The 15,424-nt window shown below is 35.0% G+C and carries 16 protein-coding genes; 11 read left to right on the top strand and 5 right to left on the bottom strand.

Annotation, left to right across the window (positions count from 1 at the left end):
• Position 1 precedes the first annotated feature (1 nt).
• From rpsI to V7Z48_RS12375, 11 genes are all read left to right on the top strand, one after another.
• Positions 2-388, top strand: coding sequence for a 30S ribosomal protein S9 (rpsI, locus tag V7Z48_RS12325; protein WP_334113850.1), 387 nt, complete (start codon positions 2-4; stop codon positions 386-388).
• A 215-nt stretch (positions 389-603) separates the two neighbouring features.
• Complete coding sequence (gene rpsB / locus V7Z48_RS12330; RefSeq protein ID WP_334113851.1) at positions 604-1,374, top strand: 30S ribosomal protein S2; 771 nt, start codon at positions 604-606, stop codon at positions 1,372-1,374.
• Positions 1,375-1,464: 90 nt separating this feature from the next.
• Positions 1,465-2,286 carry a translation elongation factor Ts gene (gene tsf, locus V7Z48_RS12335; protein WP_334113852.1) on the top strand — a complete coding sequence of 274 codons (822 nt, stop codon included), beginning with the start codon at positions 1,465-1,467 and terminating at the stop codon, positions 2,284-2,286.
• 77 nt (positions 2,287-2,363) lie between these two features.
• A complete protein-coding gene (locus V7Z48_RS12340; protein ID WP_334113853.1) occupies positions 2,364-3,125 on the top strand; it encodes a hypothetical protein in 762 nt (253 codons plus the stop codon).
• Between the two features lie 136 nt (positions 3,126-3,261).
• A complete protein-coding gene (gene pyrH, locus V7Z48_RS12345; protein ID WP_334113855.1) occupies positions 3,262-3,969 on the top strand; it encodes a UMP kinase in 708 nt (235 codons plus the stop codon).
• Positions 3,970-4,023: 54 nt separating this feature from the next.
• Complete coding sequence (gene frr, locus V7Z48_RS12350; protein ID WP_334113857.1) at positions 4,024-4,578, top strand: ribosome recycling factor; 555 nt, start codon at positions 4,024-4,026, stop codon at positions 4,576-4,578.
• A gap of 57 nt (positions 4,579-4,635) precedes the next feature.
• Positions 4,636-5,913 carry a hypothetical protein gene (locus tag V7Z48_RS12355; RefSeq protein WP_334113858.1) on the top strand — a complete coding sequence of 426 codons (1,278 nt, stop codon included), beginning with the start codon at positions 4,636-4,638 and terminating at the stop codon, positions 5,911-5,913.
• 74 nt (positions 5,914-5,987) lie between these two features.
• Entirely contained in the window at positions 5,988-8,381 is a 2,394-nt protein-coding gene (locus V7Z48_RS12360) for an efflux RND transporter permease subunit (RefSeq protein WP_334113859.1), read from the top strand.
• Between the two features lie 41 nt (positions 8,382-8,422).
• A complete protein-coding gene (gene asnS, locus V7Z48_RS12365; protein ID WP_334113860.1) occupies positions 8,423-9,856 on the top strand; it encodes an asparagine--tRNA ligase in 1,434 nt (477 codons plus the stop codon).
• Between the two features lie 182 nt (positions 9,857-10,038).
• Positions 10,039-11,502 carry an RNA polymerase factor sigma-54 gene (gene rpoN, locus V7Z48_RS12370; RefSeq protein WP_334113862.1) on the top strand — a complete coding sequence of 488 codons (1,464 nt, stop codon included), beginning with the start codon at positions 10,039-10,041 and terminating at the stop codon, positions 11,500-11,502.
• The gene (locus tag V7Z48_RS12375) at positions 11,499-12,107 is read left to right on the top strand and encodes a hypothetical protein (protein ID WP_334113863.1); all 609 of its coding nucleotides are present in this window, start codon (positions 11,499-11,501) and stop codon (positions 12,105-12,107) included. The genes rpoN and V7Z48_RS12375 overlap by 4 nt, the downstream gene beginning before the upstream one ends.
• On the opposite strand, the gene V7Z48_RS12380 is transcribed toward V7Z48_RS12375, so the two are convergent.
• The 5 genes from V7Z48_RS12380 to V7Z48_RS12400 form a co-directional block, all read right to left on the bottom strand.
• Positions 12,102-12,806, bottom strand: a complete 705-nt coding sequence (locus V7Z48_RS12380) for a porin family protein (RefSeq protein ID WP_334113864.1) — start codon at positions 12,804-12,806, stop codon at positions 12,102-12,104. The genes V7Z48_RS12375 and V7Z48_RS12380 overlap by 6 nt on opposite strands.
• A 121-nt stretch (positions 12,807-12,927) precedes the next feature.
• Positions 12,928-13,395 carry an ExbD/TolR family protein gene (locus tag V7Z48_RS12385; protein WP_334113865.1) on the bottom strand — a complete coding sequence of 156 codons (468 nt, stop codon included), beginning with the start codon at positions 13,393-13,395 and terminating at the stop codon, positions 12,928-12,930.
• A 15-nt stretch (positions 13,396-13,410) separates the two neighbouring features.
• Positions 13,411-14,043, bottom strand: coding sequence for an ExbD/TolR family protein (locus tag V7Z48_RS12390; RefSeq protein ID WP_334113866.1), 633 nt, complete (start codon positions 14,041-14,043; stop codon positions 13,411-13,413).
• Positions 14,044-14,045: 2 nt separating this feature from the next.
• Positions 14,046-14,498 carry a hypothetical protein gene (locus V7Z48_RS12395; protein ID WP_334113867.1) on the bottom strand — a complete coding sequence of 151 codons (453 nt, stop codon included), beginning with the start codon at positions 14,496-14,498 and terminating at the stop codon, positions 14,046-14,048.
• Between the two features lie 21 nt (positions 14,499-14,519).
• Positions 14,520-15,287, bottom strand: a complete 768-nt coding sequence (locus V7Z48_RS12400) for a MotA/TolQ/ExbB proton channel family protein (RefSeq protein ID WP_334113868.1) — start codon at positions 15,285-15,287, stop codon at positions 14,520-14,522.
• Positions 15,288-15,424 lie beyond the last annotated feature (137 nt).

Genomic DNA, 15,424 nt, shown 5'->3' on the forward strand with positions numbered 1-15,424 from the left:
AATGGAAGTAATTCACAAAATTGGCCGTAGAAAGACGGCTGTTGCTCGTGTTTATCTTGCTCAAGGAAAAGGTAAGATGACTGTTAACAAAAAAGACATGACGGCTTATTTTCCTACTGCAACTTTGCAGTACAAAGTAAACCAACCTTTAGTCATGACTAACAATGATGGCAACTTTGATATTACTGTTAACGTATATGGAGGTGGCGTAACTGGCCAGGCAGAAGCTATACGTTTGGCACTTTCTCGTGCAATGTGCGAGTTAGATGTTGAAAACAGAAGCATATTAAAGCCAGAAGGTTTATTAACCAGAGACCCAAGAATGGTTGAGCGTAAAAAATTCGGACAGAAAAAAGCGCGCAAGAAATTCCAGTTCTCAAAACGTTAATCTCAAAACTTTTTTCAACATCCTGTTTGCGCAGGATGTTGAATTTTTTATTAAACAAACCGCTGTTCATTCAGCATTATTATTAAACCAGTTATTGTTGTCTATCACGCCTAGGCGTGCAGATTTTAGTTTAGCATCTAAATAGTTGAGGCATACCTTAAATAAAGTGACCACTCAATTATTGCTAATTCAACAGAACGTAAACTATTTCAAACATGGAAAAAACAGAAGTAAAAGACTTACTTGAAGCAGGTGTGCATTTCGGACACCTCACCAGAAAATGGAACCCAAACATGGCACCATATATTTATATGGAGCGCAACGGTATTCACATTATCAACCTTTACAAAACAGCCGCAAAACTTGAAGATGCTTCTTTAGCACTTCAAAAAATTGCTGCGTCGGGACGTAAAATTTTATTTGTTGCCACTAAAAAACAAGCAAAAGACATTGTTGCTGAAAAAGCTGGTGCTGCAAAAATGCCATACATCACTGAAAGATGGCCAGGTGGTATGTTGACCAACTTTGTGACTATTAGAAAAGCTGTTAAAAAAATGGCTTCTATCGATAGAATGAAAAAAGATGGTACTTTCAACTCATTATCTAAAAAAGAACGTTTACAAGTAGACCGTTTAAGAGCGAAATTAGAAAAAAACTTAGGTTCTATTTCTGATATGACACGTTTACCAGCTGCTCTATTTGTAGTTGATACCATGCGTGAGCACATCGCAATTAAAGAGGCGCAAAAATTAAACATTCCAATTTTCGCTATGGTGGATACCAATTCAGATCCTAGAGAAGTTGATTATGTAATTCCATCTAATGATGATGCTTCAAAATCTATCAACATGATTTTATCTGTTGTAACCAATGCCATTACAGAAGGACTTACCGAAAGAAAATCTGAAAAAGTTGAGCAGGATACTCCAAAAGCAAAGACTAAAGTTGCTAAAAAAGCTGTAGCCGCAGATCAAGAAGAAGAATAAATAAAGAATCTATAACTCTATTAAAGTCGTTTGATTCTTTAAGCTCGCTTAAAAAAAGAACGACTTTTTAAATTTTAAATATATATCGTTATGACAAAAATAACAGCTGCCGAGGTAAATAAATTAAGACAAACTACCGGCGCAGGTATGATGGATTGCAAAAAAGCTTTAGTAGAAGCTGAAGGCGATTTTGACAAAGCCATTGAAATATTACGTAAAAAAGGACAGAAAGTTGCTGCAAACCGTGCAGATCGCGAGTCAAGCGAAGGTGCTGTAATAGCGAAAGTAAACGACAACAACACTAAAGGTGTTATCGTTTCTCTAAACTGCGAAACAGACTTCGTGGCAAAAAACGACACCTTTGTAAACTTAGCAACTGAACTGGCGGAACTTGCTTTAAGCACTTCAACTAAAGAAGAATTGTTGTCTAAAGACTTTAAAGGTATTACCGTTGCTGAAAAGTTAATTGAGCAAACTGGCGTTATTGGAGAAAAAATCGAAATTGGAGACTACAGAACATTAGAGGCTCCATTTGTTGGTTTTTACATCCATGCAGGAAATAAAATTGCGGTTTTAACTGGTCTTTCAAGCAATGGTGATAAGGCTGAAGAAGTAGCTAAAAATGTTTCTATGCAAGCCGCCGCTATGAACCCAGTCGCTTTAAATGAAGCTGGCGTTAACCAAGACATTATTGACAAAGAAATTGAAATCGCTAAAGACATGTTACGCCAAGAAGGTAAACCAGAAGCAATGCTTGATAACATTGCCAAAGGAAAACTAAGCCGTTTCTTTAAAGATAATACTTTAGTAAATCAAGATTTTATTAAAGACAACAAACAAAGTGTTGGTGCTTACGTTAAAGCAGAAACCGGAGCCGAAGTTGTTGCATTCGAAAGAGTAGCTTTAGGGTAAACCACAAGCAAAATAATTTAAAAAGCCATCTTTTTACAGATGGCTTTTTTTATATATTTATGTCAAATTGATTCAAAATGAATAGAGATGACTTTGAAGCATTTTTCAATAAGAACGAAGGCCGGTTCATTCTTGGGATCCACAATTATTGCGATCGTTGGTGTGAAAGATGCGAATTTACTTCAAAATGCAGTGTGTTCCAAATTGATGAAGAAAGAGCTAAAAATCGCAAGTCTAAAGATGATTTTGCAGAAATAGTTTCTGAAAACTTTCAAATTGTTTTAGAAATGATGGAAGATATCATAGAAGAACAAGACATAGATTTTGAGGAAATTCAAAAAGAGAAAGCAACTTTAGAACACAATGCCAAAAATCATCCGCTCGCCGATAAAAGTGAACAATATCTAAAAGCAGTGAACCAATGGTTAAAAACTAGCCGTTCATGGCTAGAGACTATGGAACATGATATTAACAAATCTCAAGAATTAGGAATGGCAACACCAATTCAAATTACAGATTTAAAGAACATCAACGAAGCCATAGAAATCATCAATTGGTTTCACATCCAAATTCACATTAAAATTATGCGAGCTTTGCGACATGGACCTCTAGATTTAGACTTTGAAGATCTTATTCAAAATGACATCAACGGCTCGGCAAAAGTAGCCTTGATTGGCATAGAACAGTCTCAATGGGCATGGGGTATACTCCTTCAAACCATATCTGAAAAAGAAAACGAAATTTTGGCACTGCTCATTCTTTTGCAACGGATTAAAACAGATCTTCTAAAATATTTCCCCAACGCTATGCGATTTATCCGTCCGGGGTTTGATGAGTGATTTCTTTTGAAAGTACATAAACTGGGAACGTACTATTTTTTTTTCCAACGAAAAATATTGTATTCACGTATTTTTTTCGTTTTTATTCATTACAATATTTGCGTAGTTTTGCCTAACTTTCAAAAAAATTAAAACCGTGAAATATAAAAGAATACTTCTAAAACTATCTGGCGAAGCTCTGATGGGAAACAGGCAATACGGTATTGACCCTGAACGTTTGTCAGAATATGCAGATGAAATTAAGAGTATTGTTGACAAAGGTGTAGAAGTAGCTATTGTAATTGGTGGTGGAAACATTTTTAGAGGAGTCGCTGGTGCCAGTAAAGGAATGGACCGCGTGCAAGGTGATCACATGGGCATGTTAGCAACCGTAATTAACGGATTAGCATTGCAAGGCGCTTGTGAAGATGCAGGAATGCAAACCCGATTGCAGTCTGCCATTCAAATTAATGAAGTTGCCGAACCTTTTATAAGAAGACGCGCCATAAGACATTTAGAAAAAGGACGTGTTGTTATTTTTGGTGGGGGCACCGGAAATCCGTATTTCACAACCGACTCGGCAGCGGTGTTACGCGCCATAGAAATAAATGCCGATGTGATTTTGAAAGGAACTAGAGTAGATGGCATTTATACGGCCGATCCCGAAAAAGATAAATTAGCCACAAAATTTGATTTTATCACTTTTGAAGATGTTCTAAAAAAAGGCCTGAAAGTAATGGATACCACCGCATTTACCTTAAGTCAAGAAAACGAATTACCAATAATTGTATTTGATATGAATAAACGCGGTAATTTATTAAAAGTAGTTTCAGGTAAAAATATTGGTACTACAGTAAACTTATAAATTAAAAATAAGCCGTTGGCCTATTATTTGATATTATTTTAAAAATTTAAAACAATGGACGAAGACGTACAATTTATTCTAGATAGCACCAAAGAAGCCATGGATAGTGCTATAAAACATCTTGAAAAACAGTTTGTAAATATTAGAGCTGGAAAAGCTAGTCCAGCCATGCTTGGAAGTGTGATGGTAGAGTATTATGGTTCTCAAACGCCTTTAAGTCAAGTAGCTAATGTGAATACTCCAGATGGACGAACCATCACGGTTCAGCCGTGGGAAAAATCTATGCTTCAGGAAATTGAACGCAGTATTATGATTGCTAATTTAGGATTTAATCCCATGAACAATGGCGACACTATTATCATAAATGTACCACCTTTAACCGAAGAACGTCGTCGAGAATTAGCGAAACAAGCAAAAGCCGAATCCGAAGATGCCAAAATTGGTGTAAGAAGTGCTCGCAAGGATGCCAATAACGAAATTAAAAAATTGGATATTTCTGAAGATTTAAAAACCAATGCCGAAGTGGATGTCCAAACACTAACAGACAAATATATCGATAGGATAGACGAGGTTTTAGCTGTAAAAGAAAAAGAAATTATGACAGTTTAAATTTGAAGCGACAATTAAGTCGCTTTTTTTAAGTTTAATATGTCACATTAATAACAAATGAGAAAATGCTTGGTTTTAATTGTAATTTGTTTTGCTTCGCTTTTTACCAACGCGCAAACAGATGAAATTAACAAGCAAAATTCAAAAGCCAAAAACGACTCTGTTAGAAAAGCTGATTTTTTAAATCAAATTGGCAATGGTTACTTCCCTACAAAATACTTTAATATTGATTTAAGATACTTGATAAAATTCAATCAATATGAAGGCGTTAGATCAGGACTTGGCGGAATGACTAGCGAAAATTTTTCAGAAGTATTTAGAGTAAATGGTTATTGGGTTTACGGTTTTAGAGACAAAAGAGCGAAATACAGTATTGGTGGTGGATTTCGATTAAATAAAGAAAAAAACACCTGGCTAAATTTTGATTATACCGATGACCTACAGGAAACCGGCAGCTCTAACTTTTTAACAGATAGTAGGTTTTTCACCTTTTTTGAACCCCGATTAATCAATATCAGCCTCTTTCATAAACACATCACCAAAACAATATCATTAGAGCATAAACTACTCAATAATTTACTCACAGAAACAGAACTTGCCATCAGTAAAATAGAACCTACTTACGATTATACATTTGTCACAGAATCCGGAAGTTTTACTAATTTTGAAATTAGCACCGCTAAAATTGGCGTTCAATGGAGCCCTTTTAGTAAATTTAAGTTTGAAAATGATAGACTTAATGAGGTTGAAAACGGATTCCCAAAATTCACTTTCCAATTTACAAAGAGCTTCGAGAATGTTTTTAAAGGCGATTTTAATTTTGCCAAAATTGACTTCAAAACCATTTATCAACTTAATTACAGCCAAAAATCGTTTTCTAGCGTAACCTTGGTTGCTGGACTTGCGCTTGGAGAAACGCCACTTACACATCTCTACCACGCCTATCCAAATAATATCAACAAAGAAACTATTTTACAACGTTTTTCGGTGGCAGGACTGAACAGTTTCGAAACCATGTTTTTTAATGAGTTTTTTAGCGATCGATTTGTCACACTTCAACTAAAACACTATTTCAAACCTTTTGAAATTTCACAACGATTTAAACCACAGCTAGTTTTAATAAATAGGTATGCGATTGGTACTATGAATAATATTGACAAACATCAAGGCATCACTTTTAATACTTTAGATCAAATTTATACTGAATCGGGGTTTGAAATCAACAAACTACTGTTTGGATTTGGACTCAGTTGTTCCTACCGTTACGGCGCTTATCACCTTCCAAATTTTGAAGATAACGTCGCTATAAAATTCACCTTTAATATTTCGCTTTAATTGTTTTAAAATAACCTTAATTTATAATCTAATCGTAGTGTTTTTAATACCTTTGGCGCTATTAAAAATTTTAAATGTTTAAACTTCTTACCACAAAATTCTGGGAAGTAATTGCAAGACTTATTCTGCGCAACAAAATCGCTATACTAATAGGAATTATTTTAGCAACCATATTTTTTAGTGGCCAATGGACCAATATGCGATTTACGCACACCGAAGCCAATTTACTACCCGATGAGCATGAAATAAATATTGTATATAACAATTTTCTTGAGATTTTTGGCGAAGAAGGTAATCTTATCGTTTTAGGAGTTAAAGATAGTTCATTATTTACGGTTGAAAAATTAAATGCTTGGAATCAATTATCAGAAGATTTCAAAGTCTTCAGCCAAGTTGAAACCGTTGTTTCTATTAAAGACTTACAACAACTATCAAAAAATACCAGTCTCGAGAAATTCGATTTAATTCCTTTTGTGCCAGATTCATTAACAACGCAGCCTCAAGTTGAAGCACTTCAAAAAACACTATTTAACGATTTTCCATTTTACGATAATTTTCTATTTAACAGCGCAACTCAAACGGTAAGAACGGCTATTTATCTAGATAAATCTATCGTAAACTCCTCTGAAAGAAAAGATTTCATCTTAGAAATATTAGAACCGAAGGTTATCGATTTTGAAGAAGCCACCCAAATGGACGTTAGAATTTCTGGGATGCCTTACATCCGAACCTTAAATTCCCAAGTAATTGTGGAAGAAATTGGCGGTTTTATTGCACTGGCCTTATTAGTTACATCCATTATTTTCTTTCTGTTTTTTCGGTCGTTTAGAGCTACGCTTATTTCGTTAGTTGTTGTTTGTATCGGTGTAATGTGGACATTTGGAATCATAGGCTTACTCAATTATGAAATCACCGTTTTAACAGCTTTAATTCCGCCGCTAATCATCGTTATAGGAATTCCCAATTGCATTTTCCTAATCAATAAATACCAACGTGAAGTTAATCTTCACGGCAATAAGGTAAAATCTCTACAACGGGTTATAACCAAGGTTGGAAATGCAACCCTTATGACTAACGTTACAACGGCGTCAGGTTTTGCAACATTTATGCTTACACAAAGCCAATTGCTTAAGGAATTTGGATTGGTAGCATCGCTCAGTATTTTATCCATTTTCATTTTGTGTTTGCTAGTAATTCCTATTATTTATACCTTTTTACCATTCCCCAAAGACAGGCATCTTGAACATTTAAACAAACGATGGATTGGCGGTTTCGTCAACTGGATGGAGCGTATGGTAAAAGAGCGTCGCGTCACCATTTATGCCACCGCAATAGTATTATTGATGGCAAGTATTGTTGGAATTTTTCAAATAAAAATTTCTGGAAGTCTTATAGAAGACATGCCAAAAGAAAAACAATTTTTTAAAGATATTCGCTTTTTTGAAGAAGAGTTCGACGGCATCATGCCACTAGAAATCATGGTGGATACCAAGCGTAAAAAAGGTGTCATGAAATTGAGTACGCTAAAACGAATTGATGAGTTAGAAACAATCATTAGTGAAATTCCTGAATTATCCCGACCCATTTCAGTAGTTAGCCTAGTGAAATATTCTAAGCAGGCGTATTACAACGGCAATCCAAAATATTACCAGTTACCGACGTCTCAAGAGAATAATTTCATTTTATCCTATGCCAAAAATTCATCTTCAGATGTAGATTTATTAAAAAACTTTGTAGATTCAACTGGGCAATATGCGCGCGTCACAACTTTTATGAAAGACACGCCAACAGACCGAATGCAGCGAATTGAAGAAGAACTAAGCGAAGAAATCGCCAAGATTTTCCCAGAAGAAAACTATACGGTTACACTAACTGGCAAAGCTCACGTGTTTCAAAAAGGCACTAGATATTTGGTAAATAATTTAATCATTTCGCTGTCTTTAGCTATTTTTCTTATTGCCTTATTTATGGCATATATGTTCCGTTCGTTAAGAATGATTGTAGTCTCGTTAATTCCAAACTTATTACCGCTTTTAATTACTGCTGGACTCATGGGTTATATTGGCGTACCAATCAAACCTTCAACTATATTAGTGTTTAGTATTGCCTTTGGTATTTCGGTAGATGATACCATTCACTTTTTAGCCAAATACAGGCAAGAATTAATTGTGAATCACTGGAAAATCAGAAAATCCGTTTATGCAGCATTACGAGAAACTGGTGTGAGTATGTTTTACACTTCCATTGTGTTATTTTTTGGGTTTTCAGTATTTACCATTTCCAGTTTTGGAGGCACAGTGGCTTTAGGTGGATTAGTTTCTGCAACATTGTTATTTGCTATGTTATCCAATCTTTTGCTATTGCCATCGTTATTACTTTCATTAGAGCGAAGTATTGCCAATAAAGAAGTTTTAAAGGAACCAGCCATCAATATCATTCCTGAAGAAGACGAAAAAGAAACGTTTTAAAAACCTAATAAAAATTTATATTTGCACCTAAAATTAAAAGCATGACAAAAAATACGGTTGCCAACTTATTAGCCAAAGATGCTGTTTTGCAAGATGTAGAATTGAAAGGTTGGGTAAGGACATTTAGAGCCAATAGATTTATAGCGCTTAACGATGGTTCTACAATCAACAATATACAATGTGTTGTAGATTTTGAGAAGTTTGACGAAAACTTGTTAAAGCGTGTAACCACTGGTGCTGCTATTCATATAAAAGGAACTTTAATTGAAAGTCAAGGAAAAGGTCAAAGTGTTGAAATTCAAGTATCTTATTTGAATATTTTAGGCGAATCTGATCCTGAAACCTATCCTATTCAACCTAAAAAACACTCGTTTGAATTTTTAAGAGAAAATGCTCATTTAAGAACCCGTACCAGTACTTTTAGTGCCGTGATGCGCTTGCGTTCTTCGTTATCTTTTGCTATTCATAAATATTTTAACGACAACGGTTTTTACAATATGCATACGCCTATTATTACTGGTAGCGATGCCGAAGGTGCAGGAGAAATGTTTAGAGTAAGTGCTTTAGATCCCAAAAATCCACCATTAAATGATGATGGAACGATAAATTATAAAGAAGATTTCTTCGGAAAAGAAACCAACCTAACAGTTTCTGGCCAATTAGAAGCCGAAACCTACGCCATGTCCTTAGGAAAAGTGTACACGTTTGGACCAACCTTTAGGGCTGAAAACTCAAATACATCTAGACATTTAGCCGAATTCTGGATGATAGAGCCTGAAGTTGCCTTTATGGAATTAGATGGTAACATGGATTTAGCCGAGGATTTTATGAAATCTGTTTTAAACTACGTTTTAGAACACAACCTTGACGACTTAAAGTTTTTAGAGCAACGACTACTTGACGAGGACAAGGCCAACCCACAAGCCGAGCGCAGTGATATGGCACTAATTGAAAAATTAAAATTCGTAGTAGATAATAATTTTAAACGCGTTACTTATACCGAGGCTATAGACATTTTACGCGATTCTAAACCTAATAAGAAAAAGCAGTTTAAATACCTAATCAACGATTGGGGTGCCGATTTACAAAGTGAACACGAGCGATTTTTAGTTGAAAAACACTTTAAATGTCCAGTGATTTTATTTGATTATCCTGCCAATATTAAGGCGTTTTACATGCGTTTAAATGAAGACGGTAAAACAGTTAGAGCCATGGATATTTTATTTCCTGGAATTGGCGAAATAGTAGGTGGCTCCCAACGTGAAGAACGTTTAGAAGTATTGCGCGAAAAAATGGCTGCACTCGATATTCCAGAAGAAGAATTGTGGTGGTATTTAGATTTGAGAAAATATGGGACAGCGGTGCATTCTGGGTTTGGTTTAGGGTTTGAACGGTTGGTGATGTTTGCCACAGGAATGGGAAATATTCGAGACGTAATTCCTTATCCTAGAACACCTCAAAATGCAGAGTTCTAAAAAATTATTTGAACATTTTTTTTAAGGATTCATATTTTACTATTCCGTTGATTTCTTAATTTGTATTCAAGTTAGTTTTATGCAGATTTTCAAAGGCCCATTTTGGGCTTTCAAAAAACAGTCTAATCCATAAGCTAGATATAGATTGTTTTCCTTATTTTTAAGTGTCATAATTCACATCAATGTTAAAGCAGTATTTACAATTAAAATTATCGCAAAAACTTTCGCCACAACAAATTCAATTAATGAAATTGATACAGTTGCCTACGCAAGCTTTTGAGCAACGTTTGAAGCAAGAGTTAGAAGAAAATCCTGCCTTAGAAAGTGGAAAAGAAAATGACGAATACGAAGACGGCTACGACGAATACGACAACACAAAAGACGAATATGATGACAGTGAGGCTATTGGTGCTGACGAAATAAATGTAGATGAATATTTAAGCGATGATGAAATTCCTGATTATCGAACGCAAGCTAATAATTACAGCGCCGATGACGAAGCGAAAACTATGCCTTATGCTGCAGGAACTTCGTTTACACAACATTTAATTTCACAATTAAACACCTTTAGACTCACCGAAACCGAGCAAGATATTGCAGAATTTCTCGTAGGAAGTGTAGACGACAGTGGCTATATAAGACGCGAACTAACTGACATTACAGACGATCTGGCCTTTACACAGAACGTATTCACAACTGTAGAGGAAATAGAAAAAGTACTTAAAATTGTACACGATTTAGAACCCGCAGGAGTTGGCGCCAGAAATTTACAGGAATGCTTAAGTATCCAACTTCATCGGAAGGATAAAACTCCAGCAACTGACCTTGCCATATCTATTATTGATCATGGCTTTGAGCAATTTAGTAAAAAACACTACAAAAAACTCATTCAAAAATTTGGAATTACGGAGGCGGAACTCAAATTGGCGATTGAGGAAATTGAACGGCTTAATCCAAAACCTGGCGGCTCATATGCAGGTAATAATAAAATTGTAGAACATGTTGTTCCTGATTTTGCCATTAGAATTGTGGACGGCGAATTAGAACTCACCCTAAACGGCCGAAATGCACCCGAGTTACATGTTTCAAAAGAATACAGCAATATGCTAAATGCCTACAAAGAGTCTGTAAATAAATCTAAAGCTCAAAAAGATGCTGTATTATTTATTAAGCAGAAGCTAGATGCCGCTAAATGGTTTATTGAAGCCATCCAGCAACGCCAACAAACACTTTTTGTAACCATGAGTGCTATAATGCATTACCAACAGGAGTTTTTTTTAACGGGTGATGAGCGCAAATTAAAGCCGATGATTTTAAAAGATATTGCAGACGAAATTGAAATGGATGTTTCAACCGTTTCACGCGTTGCAAATAGTAAATATGTAGATACGCCTTATGGTACAAAGTTAATCAAGGAATTCTTTTCTGAATCTATGAAAAACGATCAAGGTGAAGATGTGTCTACTAAAGAAATAAAGAAAATTCTTGAAACTGTTATTGAAGAGGAAAACAAACGTAAGCCACTTACCGACGATAAATTAGCTCAAATACTTTTAGAAAAAGGTTATCCCATTGCCAGAAGAACCGTTGCTAAATATCGTGAACAATTAGATTTTCCAGTAGCACGCTTGCGTAAAAAGATATGAGTGATTTCCTGTTAAAAAGTATATCATTTGTTTTTCACCCGTTAATTATGCCATTGTTAGGGGTGGTTTTTTATTTTTCTAAAACACCGCGCTTTATTCCTGACCCTATTGTAAAAGGTAAAGTTTTTTCAATTGTTATTCTTACCGTTATATTGCCGCTGTTGCTGTTTTATCTTTTAAAAACGCTTAACAAAGTTAATTCTATATATTTAAAAACCACCAAAGAACGAATTCTTCCACTGCTCCTTAATTGCGGAATTGTGTTGGTTATACTATTAAGAGTTTTTCCTTATTTTGAAATTTTAGAACTGTACTACTTTTTTGTAGGGATACTTTGTTCCACACTGGCTTGCCTTATTTTAGCGATATTGAAAGTAAAAGCCAGTATTCATATGATTGCCGCATCAGGCTTTTTTATGTTCGCTATTGCCGTTGGTATACATTTTAAAATTAATATTAATGGAACGATAGCGCTTACAACCATCATTTTAGGCGCGATTGCAACCTCAAGATTACATTTGAAGGCACACGACGGCGCTGAACTCCTCATCGGTATGTTTTTGGGGATAATGCCTCAAGTAATTTTACTTAACTATTGGTTATAGGATATAAGTGATTAAACCAATTTTAAGTGCCGATAGGTCAATACTTTCTCCATTTAAAGAGGTATCCTTAAAAATATTGTTTAGACTGTAGTACACGTGAAAATTAAAAGTGGAATAACCAAAGCTTAAGGTTAATCCATATTGGAGCTTTTCAAAATTTTCGATGTTTTTGTTTTTTATGTCTCCCAAATTCCCTTCGTATTTGCTAGAATTAAAAAGTACATATCCAACTTTAACACCTGTATAAACACGCCAAAACTTATAGGATGAAGATGTTGAGGTACGCCACCTTAACTCGAAAGGAACTTCCACCAAGTAGGTTGTAAACTTATTTTTAGTAAATGAAATAGTTTCTCCATCAATTAAATCAAAATTATCTGGACCAATATTACTATTAATTAGAATGTTTTGGTTGTAAGAATTAGATGAGATTCCCAATCCTAAGCCTACTGAAAGATTGCGACGCTCATTAACCGGCATATCTCTTATAAAGCCCAGATGAAGTCCTGTTGGGAAACCCTTTTGTGTGACGTTTTCAGGCTTATTTGACAAAAAATTATAAGTCACTGATAAATAAAATTGATCTTCTCGATATTTATCATCAAGGTCAAGACTATCAATTTCAACTTGGGCATTCAATAAAGAAAAAAACGAAATAAAAACAACTAAACAACTGTGACGCGGATTTCTTATATTCATTTTTGTATGTAAATAAAGTAAACTTCTAACTCGTTTTTAAAGGTAATAAAAAACGGTATAAAAAAAGCGCTGTGAAAATAACACAGCGCTTTTCTAATAAATTAAGATTTCTTTTATTAAACTATTCGTTCGGGTTTTTAACAGTAGTTACATACATAACTTTTAAAGCATTGATTTCTCTAAGCTCTTGTTTAATATCAGATACCAAACCTGAGTTTGCTTCTTTATCAACTTTTAAAGCTACAACAAACTTATCTTGTAATTCTTCACGTAATGCAACACGTGCTTCAGTAACGGCCAACTGCACGGCTTCTACTCCAACGAATGCATCATTTATTTGTATTCTCGCTTCAGTTCCAAATTTCTTAAACCCTTCACTTGGTCTACCCGCATAGATAAAAGTAGTACGATCTTTACTTAGCTTTTCAACTTGATCGGCATTTGGCAATTCGTTCTTTACCATCAGGGTATTATCACGCATAACCGTTGCAACCATGAAGAAGAACAATAACATAAACACAATATCAGGCAAGGATGCCGTTGATATCGCAGGCATATCACCCTTCTTTTTATTTTTAAACTTTGACATAATTCTCGGTTTGTATTAAGATTTTGGTTCTGCCTCAGAAAGTTTCATAGGAAACATTATTTTAACTTTAGCAATGCGCTCTTCCAATTCTTCATTACGTTTGAATTGATTTTTTTCCTTTTCGGCAAGCATTGCAAAATAAACATCTTCTACACCTGGATACTGGCTTCCATACAGACGCTTAGCTTCTCTATTTCTTAAAAAGTTATAGGCTGCAACCAATTCGTTTTGCACTTCTATGTATTTACCATAAGACGTTTCTCTATCGTGTTGTAAAGAAATAATTGCCTTATCTGGATGATCTGACGATGTTGGATCCTTTTTTCCTTGGCAATAATCGCAAGGATTTCCATCATTGTCAACATCTCCACCATTATCAAGAAATTCTATAGCTGCCTTTCTTAAGTCTTTCAATTTCATCCTTTCGTCTTCAACTAGTAGGTCATCGTTTCTACCAATCAAAACAACAAATAGATTCTTTTGTTTGATAATAACCTCATCATCATTTGGTGGCTCTATTGGCGGCAAACTTCTTAAGATACCCTTATCTTTCTCTATGGTAGTAGTTACCAAAAAGAATATCAATAGTAAAAAAGCGATATCTGCCATTGAGCCAGCATTCACTTCTGGTGCTGATCTTTTCGCCATGATTAATTATTAAAAAGTTTTTTTACTCCTGTGTAAATCATTGATAAAATAGCAACTACTGTTAAAATGTAGAATGCTATTAATCCCATACCTACGTATCTGGATGTTGCTTCGGTTATATCTTGACCTTTATCGAGAAATGGTTGTAGATTAAGGTCTGTTCCAGAAGACAATAAATAAGCTGCGATAATTACCACAGCGAATAATCCAACGTTGATAAGAGTTTTTTTAAGCAAAGCTGGTTTCTTTAGTAAGTTGAAAACAGTAAACAATAACACTATTAAAACTGTCACCACTAAAGCGATGTAAGCAATATACATCAAAGGCACTACAACATCAGCAGAGTTGCCTTCTCTGATTTCGGTATCGCCAACACCAATTATTCTGACAAGAAAGATAGCTGCTACGACTCCCACCACAGCTACTAAAATTCTTATTATTTTCGGTAAACTCATAATCGTTTTTTTATAGGTTTATTACTTCTTGTGTCTTACTAGCAAATCCATCAAATTGATAGATGCATCTTCCATATCATTTACAATGCTATCAATTTTAGCAATGATATAGTTGTAAAATATTTGAAGTATAATCGCAACAATAAGACCAAATACAGTTGTTAAAAGTGCTACTTTAATACCACCTGCAACAAGTGATGGCTGCATGTCGCCAGCTGCTTCAATTTTATCAAAGGCTTGAATCATCCCGATTACTGTACCCATGAAACCTAGCATAGGTGCCAATGCGATGAAAAGAGAAATCCAGGATACATTTTTCTCCAACTGTCCCATTTGAACGCCTCCGTAAGCAACTACTGCCTTTTCGGCGGCATCAATGTCTTCGTCTGCTCTATCTAATCCTTGATAAAAAATAGAAGCCACTGGGCCTTTTGTGTTTCTGCATACTTCTTTAGCAGCTTCAACACCACCAGAAGATAAAGCATCTTCTACATTAGCAGTTAATTTTTTTGAATTTGTTGTAGATAAATTTAAAAAGATAATTCTCTCAATAGCGATGGCTAAACCAAGAATTAAACATAATAACACGATACCCATAAAGCCTGCACCACCTTCAATAAAACGCTTTTTCAGCTCTTGGTGAAAACTTAAATCTTCATCAACATCAGCCGATGATTCTTGAGTAACAGTTGTTACTGTGGTAGTGGATAACGATGCAGATGTACTTGCATTTACAGTTCCGAAAGCCATTGTTCCAGCAATAGCTAGGATAGAAAATAATCTTTTCATTGTTCTAAATCTTAATTTATTAGTTAAAGTGTTAAAGATAAAAAAATAAATGTAATTGTATCAATTCATACAAAAATTTACAGCAGAGAGGAAGGGATTCGAACCCTCGATACGCTTTTGGCGTATACACACTTTCC

This window comes from Paucihalobacter sp. (genome assembly GCF_036825875.1).
Classification (GTDB): domain Bacteria; phylum Bacteroidota; class Bacteroidia; order Flavobacteriales; family Flavobacteriaceae; genus Paucihalobacter.